Source organism: Rheinheimera sp. MM224, from assembly GCF_947090785.1.
In the GTDB taxonomy this organism is placed as follows: domain Bacteria; phylum Pseudomonadota; class Gammaproteobacteria; order Enterobacterales; family Alteromonadaceae; genus Pararheinheimera.
Map to the genome: position 1 here is coordinate 2,920,319 of NZ_OX352320.1, position 12,427 is coordinate 2,932,745.

A 12,427-nucleotide genomic window follows, 5' to 3' on the forward strand; every position below is an offset into this window, starting at 1 on the left:
TGTGCTTATCTTGCGCTTGCCGGGAAAAAATGGAAGAGAGGGTCAACGGATGGCAGAATTGCGATAAAAGCTCGATTTTGTACAGATTAACTGACAAAAACGTTATTTTGCTTAAATAAGAACCAAAAAGGCCCTAAAACCAGCTTTAGAGCCTTCCATTTGTAGAGCAAATCACACAAAGCGTATCTAAATTTTTACGCTCTTGCGGTTAATGCCGTATTCGCGCAATTTATTCGCCACAGCTGTGTGACTTAAACCGAGTTTTTTTGCCAATTGGCGTGAACTTGGATAAGCCGGATAGAGTTTTCGAAGTAAATCCGCTTCAAAATTTCGCACCGCTTCGTCCAAAGTGCCATCAAAGTCTTTTTCCAGATAACCAAAGTCACTGGTGTAACTTGGCAACTGCATATGTTCTTTATCCAGCTCATACCCTTCGAGCAAAGTCACGGCGCGGTACAAGGCATTTTCTAATTGGCGCACATTACCAGGCCAGGGGTAATGCTGCAGAAAATGTGCGCAGGAGTCGGTCATTTTGGGTGCTTTGCGGCCTAAACGGGCAGAAAAGCGTGCGATAAAAAACTCAGCCAAAGGCACAACATCCTGTTTACGCTCACGCAGTGGCGGCAGGTTGAGTGTCAGCACATTTAGCCGGTAGAACAAGTCTTCACGGAATTTGCCTTCCTGCACCATGGCGGGTAAGTCTTTTTGCGTGGTACAAATCACCCGCACGTCGACTTTCACTTCGTTTTCATCACCGACACGGCGGAAACTGCCATCCTGCAAAAAGCGAATGAGCTTAGTTTGCAGCTCTCGCGACATCTCGCCTACTTCATCGAGAAATACAGTGCCTTTGTTGGCCTGCTCAAAAATACCTTTTTTCGCTTCACTAGCACCAGGGAATGCATTGGGGCCATGGCCAAAGAGTTCAGACTCAGCCACTAAATCCGGCATAGCAGCCACGTTTACTGCCAAAAAAGGTTTGCCAGTTCTGCTGCTGGCGGCATGACAAGCACGGGCCAAGACTTCTTTGCCTGTGCCGGTTTCGCCCATAATCAAAATAGGAGCGTCCAGCTGAGCCATTTTCTTGGCTTCACGCACTACTTTGCGCATTAAATTGCTGTGAGCATGCAGGTTATTAAAACTTTCCTGATCGCCTTTTTTAAATACCACCATCTGCTCGCCTAAACGGCTTTCAGATTTCAGGTTCAGTACAGCCCCAGCCAGAATATCTTTACCAGAATCATCAGGCACCAATACAGGCAATAGATCGGCAATAAAACGTTTGTTCTGAATTTCTACCCGCCGGGTTTGTGCCAGTACATCATCACTTTCCAGCCAGCGGCTTAAATTAAAACCTTTGACCATGGCAGTAAGTGACTGACCTTCAATAGCGCTGCGCTCCATAGACAAGGCTTCAAGCGCTGCTTCGTTAATAATGGTGACATTGGCACGGGTATCTACTGCAATAATGCCATCAGGCAAAGTGCGTAATAAGGTGCTCAGTTCGTTGTGTTCCCGCTCGGATGGCATAAAAGCTGTGGTCTTCACATCGTCAACGCCAGGAATACGACGGATTTTAGCCATCAGCTCCTGAAATTTTTCAAACTCGACTGTTGGGAAGGATACAAAAATCCGGCCCAGAGTCGGATCTACTTCGATACCACGTAAATCCAACTGATAGCTGACCAGGATATTTAACACTTCCTGGGTAATACCCAGTCGGTCCTGGCAATGAATTTCTAACCTCATGATACTAAACCACCTCAAGCTTGTGCTTAGATTTAATCATACGGTAAAGAGGCTCGGGCAGACCAGTATTATTTGTAAAGAAATATGCACATCCCCTTGGGACTCTGTGCGGAGCATGGGCAGTCACGACTGGCGGGATCAAACTGTTAGGCCTGAGTGTTGCTGGCAAGACGGGATGGGACAAGCCCATCCCCTACAACCGCAGATATTAAGAAACTAACAAAGCGTCAGTTTTAGCAGCACAGATAAAATCGTTTTTATGCAGGCCTTTAATCGAATGCGACCACCAGGTCACTGTCAGCTTACCCCATTCCAGCAATAAGGCTGGGTGGTGGCCTTCATCTTCAGCCAACTGCGCCACTTTCTGATGAAAAGCCCATGCCAGCTTAAAGTTCTTAAATTTGAACTCACGCTCCAGTTGTAAAATGCCATCACGGGCCACTGGGGTCCAGTCCGGGATCTGGTGCATCAGCTGGGCTAATTCTTCATCCGATACCTTGGGTGCATCAGCACGGCAGGCTTCACATTTCGCTTGTTTTAATTCAGACATTAGAGTGTTCTCTGTTATCGGCAGGGCTTAACCTGCCTTTTTTTCTTTTGGCGGAAATTTAGCAGCATGTAAACCCAGAGATCGGGCTTGTTGTACCATAGCCATCAAATCCAATTGGGATACATCAAATAAATCGTTAATCGAATTAATCATAAAATACACCGGCTGCATAATGTCGATACGGTAAGGCGTACGCAGCACATCAACCACATCAAAGGCTTTACGCTCTGGCACGTCAGAACCAATAGCGTATTGAGTTTCACCAGGCGAAGATAAAATACCGCCGCCATAAATCCGCAAGCCATCTTTGCTGCTTAATAAACCAAACTCTATGGTAAACCAGTACAAGCGAGCCAGATACACACGGTCTTCTTTGCTGGCCGCTAAGCCCAGTTTGCCGTAGGTATGGGTAAATTCAGCAAAAGCCGGATGGGTCAGCATGGCGCAGTGACCAAATATTTCATGGAACACATCAGGTTCCTGCAGGTAATCAAACTCTTCCCTGCTACGAATAAAAGTCGCGACCGGAAACTCTTTATTGGCTAATAGCTGGAAAAACCGGTCAAAACTAATGAGTGCTGGCACTTCCGTGACTTTCCAGCCAGTACTTGGCTCTAACACTGCATTAATTTCTGCCAGCTGCGGAATACGATCCAGTGGCAAATTGAGCTTTTTCAGTCCATCCAGATATTCATCACAGGCCTTACCTTCAATGCAGGACAGTTGGCGCTGCATTAACTCAGACCAGATTTTATTTTCGTCAGCCGACCAGTGAATAAAGCCATCTTCATCCGACTGGTGCGATACGTATTTACTTGATTTGCTCATAGAACCCTGTTGTTTCGATCTTATAGTGGTTTTATCAACCTTTTAGTTGCGGCCGATACTAGAGGATTGGACAACAGCTGTTAACCCATGGTTGAGTTGACGTGAACGTCAACTCTGTTGTTTTTGTAAAGCAATGGTTACATTAAGCCATTGCGCTATGCTGGCGTTGCTGCATCAGGGTCAGTGCCTGCGCCAGGTCCGCAATAATATCTTCGACATGCTCAAGCCCTACAGAAATACGAATTAAGCCATCGCTGATTCCGGCCATCTGCCGTTCTTCGGCTGAATACGGACTATGCGTCATCGAAGCCGGATGCTGAATAAGCGACTCCGCATCACCAAGACTGACCGCCAGACTGAATAAGGTACATTGATTAATAAAATAACGACCATCATCCAGACTACCGTTTAGCTCAAAGGCCAATACCCCACCGGCTGCTTTCATTTGTTTGCCGATAAATTTATAACCCGGATGAGACTTTAACCCCGGGTAATAGACCTGGCCTACCGCAGGATGAGCTTCAAGGAATTCCGCTACTTTTTGCGCATTCTGACAATGCCGCTCCATCCGCACCGACAAGGTTTTTAAACCACGGATAATCAACCAGGCATCATGCGGGCTGATGGTTGCCCCCATATCTTTTAAGGTGGTCAGTTTAATCTGAGTAATACGCTCGGTGCTGCCGACGATAATACCAGCCACCACATCGCCGTGACCGTTCAGGTACTTGGTCGCGCTATGCAAAATAAGGTCGATGCCATAATCAGCCGGCTTTTGCAGTAAAGGCGTTAGGAAGGTATTGTCGATCACCGAAATCAGCTGGTGTTGTTTGGCAAACTGGCCAATAAAATCTAAATCCAGCACAGTCAAAGTCGGGTTAATGGGTGTTTCTGCAAAAATCATTTTGGTGTTGGATTTTAGCGCTTGTTTGATGGCGTTGTGGTCAGTCATATCAACAAAACTAACGTCTATACCGTAGCGGGCAAACTGATGATTAAACAGTGCAAAGCTGCAGCCATAAATGGCTTTGCTGGCAATCAGATGATCGCCTTGCTGTAAAAAGGCCATAGTGGCAGCTGCTACAGCGCCCATACCGGTGGCGGTAGCGGCGGCATCTTCCATGCCTTCCAGCGCAGCGACTTTCAACTCAAGCTCTCTTGTGGTTGGATTACCTAAACGAGTGTAGATATAACCTGGCTCTTCACCAGCAAAACGGGCTGCGCCTTGTTCGGCACTATCAAATACAAAAGTGGAGGTCTGGTACAAAGGCGTGGCTAAAGCGCCATGTGGATTTAAACCGGTTTTTCCGGCATGGATACATACCGTATCAGGATGACTGTACTGCTTGCTCATAAAACACCTGTTGCTGTATACCCTTCGTACTTGAAGCTGCAGCGTTGTTGACCGCACTCCTCACCCCATTCACATAGGACAACTATGCTTATGGGGTCTCGCTCGCTTGTCGCCTAGCTGCAGCACCAATTACTTTGGGTATGTATTTATTTGTTATGCGTTTTTTTATTTTATCTAAACAAAAGGTTATATCAGCGACAAGGCATATAGACATCTGACGGTCTGAAGCAGCACCGTCAGTTTGAGCAGAAACGACAGGAGATGTAGCGTTAAGTTGACAAAGGAGCCGCCTTACCGAGCAAACGTCGCACTAAGGCTTTGCTTAAATCCAGCAAACTTAGTTTCTGACTTTTCGCCAATGGCAAAGGGCGTAGCAATTGCTGTGCAGCTAAACCTAAACGAGCTACCAGCATACCTGCTATTAACCCCTGCCCTGCCCGCATCGATAATTTGCTGGTCAGTTCAGCACCCAGCACATCTGAACCAAGATCCAGCGCCAGCTCCGAACTGCCAGCCCATAACAAAGCCGCAAATAAGTGTTTAATCAGGATCAGACTGCGCAACTGCCCCAATGAGGCGCCATAAGTTTCAGCCATTTGGCGTAACAATTTACTGGTACGCCACATGACCAGCAGCATATCGGCCAGTGCAAAAGGACTGACGGCAACGGCCATAGCGGCGTCGGCAGAGGCCTGATGTATTTGCTGACGCACTTTTGCATCGGCTTTGCTCAGCACTTTGAGTTCAAACAAATCCAGCAGCTCCTGATCGCTGTGCTCTGCTTGTTTTTGCGCTTTCCAGTCCGCCACATCCTGCTGTGTTGATTCAGGTAATACGGCGGCGATATCCAGACAAAGCTGTTCGGCTTCACCGTATTGGATGCTGGCATGAATACGCTGATGCGCTTGCTGCCAGCTGCGGGTTTTGGCTAAACGTCGCCATAAGCGCCATTCCCTCGCCAGCAACAAGCTGCCTAAAGTTAATAAAGCGGCACAAAATAAGGCTTCCAGCACAGTACTGATACCTGGCGCTATAAAAGCCTGCTGGATGGTTGTCACAGCGCTGTACAAAGCCACAGACACTAACAGCACAACACTGCTGATCCCAGCCCACATCAGCGCAGACACAGGCTTGCGTTTTGCTGGTTCTGGTTCGAGGTGGGGTTCAACCACAAAATCTGCTTGCTCAAACTGTACAGCCTTTGTCATCGGTAGTTCTGATACCGCATCAGAGCCAATAAAATCGGCCTCTTTAAAGCTTTTGGCTTGTTTTAAATCTGTCATGTCAGTTTATCTCCTAACAGGTACTCCAGCAGATGATCCAGACGGATATGTTGCAGCACTTGCTGTTTAGGCCATGGCAAAGGCGCCAGGGACTGAAATTCAAAATGATGTTCGGTAAATAGCTGATGATCCGGCCAGTAGCGTGGCACATCACCAGGATAATACGTCAGCGCCTCTCCTGTTTGTGCGCTAAGGCCGCGTAAACAAGGCTGTTGCGAGCCGTTGTGTTTCACAAAACCAGCTTCACTGGCTTTAATAGCAGCTATCGCCATCACCTCGTAAGGGCAAAGCTGGAACTTCACACTCTGCAGATGCTGCAACAGCAGCTGTTGTAATAACAAAGTCAGCGCCTGATGCTGATCCGGTGTGACATGATCGGCTTTACTGACAGCAAATAACACTTTACTGATCCGTGGTTTAAAAATCCGCCGCAGCCAGTGTTCTGGACCATAATCAAAACTTTGTAAAATCAGTAATAGACTTTGTTTCAGCTCTAACAGTGCGGACTCACCTGCATTCAGTGCCCCCAAAATATCGACCAACACCACCTGACGGTCTAAACCTGAAAAGTACTGGCGGTAAAATGGCTCAATCACTTTGCTTTGGTAACTGACAAAATGCTTTTGCATCAAGTCCACCAAAGCTCCACCTTGCGCCAGCTGTTCTGGCAACAAAGGCAGGAGTTGCAGCAACGGCGTGCCTTCAAATTCACCAGGCACCAATAACCGGCCAGGCTGATTTAAGTAAGCGCCTGCCACTTCACGGAATTGCTGCAGTAAGTGGCTGTATTCAGTGCATAGCTCCTGCACAGAAAGCACTGAAGCATCATTTAAATCAATGGCCTCTAACCGCTTTCTAAACTCTTCTGCGGTGGCAGCCCTATGGGATTGGGCAAACAGCAACCAGCTTTGCTCACACCACTGCTGATAACTTTGTTGCAGCATAGGCAAATCCAGCAGCCACTCACCCGGATAATCCACCAGCACCAATTCGGTTTCCTGGTAGTCCTGAAACCTGGCACGTAAGCTGGATTCTGGTTGATAACGCAAAGCTAAGGTCAGTTGGCTCCAGCCGACAGTAGAAGGAGGCCAGCTGGCAGGTTGTTGCTGCAGGTAACTTAAGTTTTTTTCAAAAGCAAAACGTGGTAACTGTGGCAACTGATTGTCATCAATGCGGGCGCCTAACCAACGTTTTTGCATCACGGAAAAAAAGGGTAAATTGGAAGAGTGACTTTGGGTCAACTGGTGCACTATTGCAGTTAAGAGCGCAGTTTTGCCTGCGCCGCTTAAGCCGGTCACTCCCAGTCTGAGCTGACGGTGAAAGGCTCGCTGTGTCAATTGTTCTGAATGCCAGCGCGCCTTTTTTAACCAATCCATGCAGTGATCCTATATGGCGTCTTTTCGACAGGTCGACAAACTTATTCCCTACTTCGATTATAACTTACTGATTTCTCTGTTCAGTTGAAACTTGGCAGAGGTAACATGAGTTTCCATGTCGCGTAACCGCAGTTCCAGACTATTAAACTGATTGACCAGGTGGTGTAAGGCCGACTTTGGCACTTCCCCCCGTTGCCATACGCGGGTTTTTACTTCCACAGGGCGCTCGTCGTAAGATGGTTCAGTCACGCCCTTTTTCGCTTCATGCACTGATTTCTTTTCCAGAATAAACCAGGCTGCTACGTACAAAACAGGCAATAAACCACCTAAACCTAATAACACCGAAGTGACCACAATCAACCGCACTAACCACACTTCCCAACCGAAGTAGTCTGCAATACCTGCACAGACCCCGGCCAGTTTGCCGTTGCGGTCATCCCGCAACAGCTCTTTGCGTATTTTAGTCATGTTTCTCTCTCCACTTCGGTGACTCCGCATCTAAAATCGCTTCCAGCGTTTTGATGCGGTCCGCCATTTTTTCGGCGCGATGAGATAACTCATTCAGTTGAGCCAGTTCACTGTCACCCAAACCTTCACCAATTTTGTTTTTGCTTCTGTAGTGCATAAACACCCACAGTGGCGCCACAAAAATCATGAATACAATGAGTGGTACACCAATGACCTCAGTAATTTCCATCTTTAGCTCCTACAACGCCTGATAATCAGGCGTTATCTTTTTTAGACATTTTAGCTTTTAATTCAGCCAGTTCGTTATCGATTTTCTCAGATGATGCCAGTTCTGCAAACTCATCTTTTAAGGTCTTTTTGCCTAAATCGTACGATTCAACCTGAGCTTCCAGCGAATCGATTTTTTGCTCATAACGTTCAAACTTGTACATGGCGTCGTTTAAACGGTTGCTGTCTAAAGTACGCTTTACATCCAAACGGGATGACACAGTTTTCTGGCGCATCAGCATGGCTTTCTGACGGGCTTTGGCATCCGCCAACTTATCCTGCAGCTGACCCACTTCATCCTGTAACTTACTGACATGTTCATCTAAATGAGTGATGTCGGCAGCTACTGCTGCAGCCTGGTCGGCCGCTTTTTGACGTTCAATCAACGCGGCACGGGCTAAGTCTTCACGTTCTTTGCTTAAAGCCAGTTCAGCTTTAGCCTGCCAGTCGGCCACTTCAGCTTCTAATTTGGACACTACACGTTGCAGTTCTTTTTTCTCTGCAATGGTTTTAGCTGAGGTAGAACGTACTTCAACCAAAGTGTCTTCCATTTCCTGAATAATCAGGCGGACCATTTTTTCCGGATCTTCTGCTTTATCTAATAAAGCATTGATGTTGGAGTTTACGATATCTGAAAAGCGAGAGAAGATACCCATAATGTTTTACCTCTTAATGACTTGTTGGATTCGCTATTACCTATTCAGGTTTCTTGCCAACTTGCCAAACTATTTTAAATCATTGTTTTATATGAATTTTATTTATATATCAAAAAAGCTATGCCAAGTTCACGTTATGAAATACACTACTTATTAGTTAATTTCACCACTTCGTGAATCCAGATGAGCAGAAGTTTCCAGCAAGATAATTTAATAGGCCAATCCAACAGCTTTTTAAACGTATTGGATCAGGTTTCTCAAATCGCGCCTTTGCACAAACCTGTGCTGATCATTGGAGAAAGGGGCACAGGTAAGGAGCTGATCGCAGCCCGTCTACATTACCTGTCTCAGCGCTGGGATCAAAATTATTTAACGCTCAACTGTGCTGCGCTGAACGAAAATCTGCTTGAAAGTGAACTATTTGGCCACGAAGCAGGCGCTTTTACCGGTGCAGCGAAACGTCACGAAGGCCGCTTTGAGCGGGCCAACGGCGGCACCTTATTTTTAGATGAATTGGCGAATACTCCTGCGATGGTGCAGGAGAAGTTATTGCGGGTTATTGAATACGGCGAGTTTGAACGGGTCGGTGGCAGCCGTTCGGTGAAAGTGGATGTGCGTTTAATTTGCGCCACCAATGAAGACTTACCTTCGATGGCTGAACTGGGTGAATTTCGTGCCGACTTACTCGACCGGCTGGCCTTTGATGTGATCACCCTGCCTCCGATGCGGGAAAGGCAGGAAGACATTCTGGTACTGGCCGAACATTTTGCCGTCAATATGGCGCGTGAACTGGGTTTCGAACTTTTTAGTGGTTTCAGCGAAAAAGCCAAACGTATCCTGCTTGAGCACGAATGGCCAGGTAATGTGCGGGAGCTGAAAAACGTGGTAGAACGCAGTGTGTACCGCACCAATAATCCTTATGTACCAGTGCATCATATTCAGCTCGACCCTTTTGAGTCACCATTTCGCCCCAGAACCCGGGTTCGTACTTTAGATCGCAGACCGCAACCAGACAAAGCAGTGGTAGCATCCAGAGAGCAAAGCAGCGATAATCCGCCCGCTTTAGTAAAGGCGGCAGCAGCTTTTGATTTTAATCAGGTGCAGGATTTCAAAGTTTTATCAGAAAACTTTGAAATGGATTTGATAAAACAAGCACTTGCAGCCAGCCAATTCAATCAGAAGAAAACCGCTGAAGCATTGAATCTGACCTATCATCAGTTACGTGGTTATATGAAAAAGTACAAACTGCTGGACAGCCAACAATGATCAAAGCCTTACTGAGCCTGATGGTCCCCTGTGGCTCTGTGTTGATACTCAGTGCCTGCCAGCCTGATATTCCTGAAACTATTCAGCAAGGTATGGTGTATTGCGCCGAAGGCTCACCTGAGAGCTTTAACCCACAACGGGTCACCTCAGGCACCACTATCGATGCGATTAGTCAGCAACTTTATGACCGCCTGCTGGATATAGACCCAGTCACTGGTGAGCTGTTGCCTGCTCTGGCCACCACCTGGCGTTTAAGTGAGGATGGCAAAACCTACTGGTTCACCCTACGCCCTGATGTGCAATTTCACCACACTGTGTTTTTCTCTCCGGCCAGGCCACTGAATGCCAACGATGTAACTTTTACGTTTAACCGCATTTTGCAAACCGATCATCCTTACCATCAAGTCGGTGGGGCAAACTATCCGTATTTTCAGAGTGTCGATTGGGGCTCTTTGGTCAAAGCCGTGATCGCCGAAAACAGCACCACTGTGCGCTTTGAGCTGACTCGTCCTGACAGCTCATTTTTATCCAATCTGGCGACCGATTTCGCTGCCGTTTTATCTGCAGAATATGCTGAGCAATTACTGCAACAAGGCACACCTGAGCTGCTGGATCAACGACCTATAGGCACAGGGCCGTTTTTCTTTAAAGAGTATAAAAAAGATCAGTTTATTCGTTATTACCGCCACCCAGAGTACTGGCGTGGTAAAACAGAACTGACTCAGCTGGTATTTGACTTAGTGCCGGATAATGCCAAACGTATGGCCAAACTACTGACCCATGAATGTGATGTAGTGGCTTATCCTCGCAACGCCGAGTTAAAGCTGATTGCAGAACGACCAGATGTTGAAGTGCAAAGCCAAACCAGTATGAACGTGGGTTTCTGGGCTTTTAATACCAAAAAACCTCCTTTTGATAATGTATTGGTACGAAAAGCTTTAGCTTATGCCATTAATAAAGACGCCATTCTGGATGCGGTCTATTTTGGTTATGCCGACAAAGCTAAAACCTTATTGCCCCCTACATCCTGGGCCTTTTACCACGATTTACCTGAACAACAATACGACCCGGTGAAAGCCAAAGAGCTGTTGGCTCAAGCAGGTTATCCAAACGGCTTTCGTATGGATATCTGGGCTATGCCTGTGCAACGTTTATACAACCCGAACGCGCTAAAAATGGCGGAACTGATGCAGGCAGATTTAGCCAAAATTGGTGTACGGGCTTCGGTGGTTTCTTTTGAATGGAACAGCTTCAGGCGCAAACTTTCAGAATTTGAACATGATTCAGTGCTGATTGGCTGGTCAGCTGACAATGCCGATCCGGATAACTTCTTCCGCCCACTGTTAAGTTGCAGTGCCGCAGAGTCTGGCAGCAACAGAGCCAACTGGTGCGATCCTAACTTTGATACTCTGATTAATCAGGCATTACTGACAGCAGATGTGAAACAAAGACGCAGTTTTTATTTAACAGCTCAACTTTACATTGACGAGCAAATGCCTTTGGTCAGTATTGCGCATTCCAAAAGGTTTCAGGCCAAAAGTGTCAAAGTAACAGGAGTAACCATTAACCCATACGGTGGTATTTCAATGGCTGCAGCGAGAAAATCCTTATGATGCTGCATTACTTTTTACGCCGTGCTTTTTTAATAGGTTTTGTTTTTGTTGCCCTGACAGTGCTGGCCTTTAGCTTAAGTTATCTGTTTCCCGGTGATGTCCTCACCAACGTTTCGGGACTAACCAACATTCAACCGGAACAGCAGCAAAGCTTAATTCAGTATTATGCTTTGGATCAGTCACTGCTACAGCAGTACATAGCTTATGTGAATCGCATACTGGATGGTGAATGGGGCTTGTCATTCTCCAGCCAACAACCTGTTTTATCTGAAATTATCGCGGTATTTCCAGCCACATTGGAACTGGCAAGTTACGCGCTGATTTTATCTTTTGTCCTGGGAATTCCTTTGGGATTATTTGCCGCAGTCAAAGCCGACAGTTTTTTCGGCAAGCTGATCTCAGGGGTCACACTGGTGGCTTATTCCATTCCTATTTTCTGGTGGGCGCTGCTGCTTATCATGTTGTTTTCGCTGACGCTTGGTGTATTGCCCACTGCGGGTCGTATCAATGTGTTATTCGATATCCCAACGACCACTGGTTTTATGTTGCCGGATATCTGGCTGTCCGATATCAGCTATAAGTCTGAAGCCACCCAGGATGCTCTGCGTCACCTGTTATTACCCGCCATAGTGCTTGCTACCTACCCAACCACCGTGATGATCCGCTTTACCCGCGATTCGATGTTGGCCGTGCTGGAGCAAAGTTATATTAAAACAGCACGCGCCAAAGGCTTAAGCCGGGCACAGGTGTTGTATCACCACGGTCTGCGTAATGCGTTATTGCCAGTGATACGCCAGATTGGTTTGCAGTTCAGCACCTTGATTACCCTTGCGATGATCACCGAAGTGATATTTTCATGGCCTGGCATAGGCCAGTGGCTGCTGGACAGTATTTATCAGCGTAATTATCCGGCTATTCAGGGGGGGTTATTAGTGGTGTCCTGTTTAGTGATAGTGGTGAATATGCTGACAGAAATTCTGCATACTTTGTTTAATCCGCTGGCCAGGAAAGCATAAA

General features: G+C 46.8%; 12 protein-coding genes. 3 read left to right on the forward strand and 9 right to left on the reverse strand.

The features are described 5' to 3' along the window. Window positions 1-186: 186 nt before the first annotated feature. The 9 genes from tyrR to pspA form a co-directional block, all read right to left on the reverse strand. Complete coding sequence (gene tyrR / locus OM978_RS13700) at window positions 187-1,749, reverse strand: transcriptional regulator TyrR (protein ID WP_264342749.1); 1,563 nt, start codon at window positions 1,747-1,749, stop codon at window positions 187-189. A 208-nt stretch (window positions 1,750-1,957) separates the two neighbouring features. Continuing rightward, the gene (locus OM978_RS13705) at window positions 1,958-2,299 is read right to left on the reverse strand and encodes a 4a-hydroxytetrahydrobiopterin dehydratase (protein WP_008898269.1); all 342 of its coding nucleotides are present in this window, start codon (window positions 2,297-2,299) and stop codon (window positions 1,958-1,960) included. A 27-nt stretch (window positions 2,300-2,326) separates the two neighbouring features. After that, complete coding sequence (gene phhA / locus OM978_RS13710; protein ID WP_264342750.1) at window positions 2,327-3,127, reverse strand: phenylalanine 4-monooxygenase; 801 nt, start codon at window positions 3,125-3,127, stop codon at window positions 2,327-2,329. Between the two features lie 142 nt (window positions 3,128-3,269). Further along, window positions 3,270-4,481 (reverse strand): methionine gamma-lyase, encoded by a 1,212-nt coding sequence (gene megL, locus OM978_RS13715; protein ID WP_264342751.1) that lies wholly within the window; start codon window positions 4,479-4,481, stop codon window positions 3,270-3,272. A gap of 269 nt (window positions 4,482-4,750) precedes the next feature. Next, the gene (locus OM978_RS13720) at window positions 4,751-5,764 is read right to left on the reverse strand and encodes a TIGR01620 family protein (RefSeq protein ID WP_264342752.1); all 1,014 of its coding nucleotides are present in this window, start codon (window positions 5,762-5,764) and stop codon (window positions 4,751-4,753) included. Continuing rightward, entirely contained in the window at window positions 5,761-7,140 is a 1,380-nt protein-coding gene (locus OM978_RS13725) for a YcjX family protein (protein ID WP_264342753.1), read from the reverse strand. The genes OM978_RS13720 and OM978_RS13725 overlap by 4 nt, the downstream gene beginning before the upstream one ends. Window positions 7,141-7,197: 57 nt before the next feature. Then, entirely contained in the window at window positions 7,198-7,608 is a 411-nt protein-coding gene (gene pspC / locus OM978_RS13730; protein ID WP_264342754.1) for an envelope stress response membrane protein PspC, read from the reverse strand. After that, complete coding sequence (gene pspB, locus OM978_RS13735) at window positions 7,601-7,837, reverse strand: envelope stress response membrane protein PspB (RefSeq protein WP_127024275.1); 237 nt, start codon at window positions 7,835-7,837, stop codon at window positions 7,601-7,603. The genes pspC and pspB overlap by 8 nt, the downstream gene beginning before the upstream one ends. 25 nt (window positions 7,838-7,862) lie before the next feature. Then, window positions 7,863-8,531: a phage shock protein PspA gene (pspA, locus tag OM978_RS13740; RefSeq protein WP_233010167.1), complete on the reverse strand. Its 669-nt coding sequence runs from the start codon at window positions 8,529-8,531 to the stop codon at window positions 7,863-7,865. 183 nt (window positions 8,532-8,714) lie between these two features. Between pspA and pspF the strand changes: the two genes are divergently transcribed. Genes pspF through OM978_RS13755 form a run of 3 tightly spaced genes read left to right on the forward strand, consistent with a single transcriptional unit; the run spans window position 8,715 to window position 12,426 of the window. Then, entirely contained in the window at window positions 8,715-9,797 is a 1,083-nt protein-coding gene (gene pspF, locus OM978_RS13745; RefSeq protein ID WP_264342756.1) for a phage shock protein operon transcriptional activator, read from the forward strand. Then, the gene (sapA, locus tag OM978_RS13750; protein ID WP_264342758.1) at window positions 9,794-11,410 is read left to right on the forward strand and encodes an ABC transporter substrate-binding protein SapA; all 1,617 of its coding nucleotides are present in this window, start codon (window positions 9,794-9,796) and stop codon (window positions 11,408-11,410) included. The genes pspF and sapA overlap by 4 nt, the downstream gene beginning before the upstream one ends. Further along, window positions 11,407-12,426, forward strand: coding sequence for an ABC transporter permease (locus OM978_RS13755; RefSeq protein WP_264342759.1), 1,020 nt, complete (start codon window positions 11,407-11,409; stop codon window positions 12,424-12,426). The genes sapA and OM978_RS13755 overlap by 4 nt, the downstream gene beginning before the upstream one ends. Window position 12,427: the final 1 nt, after the last annotated feature.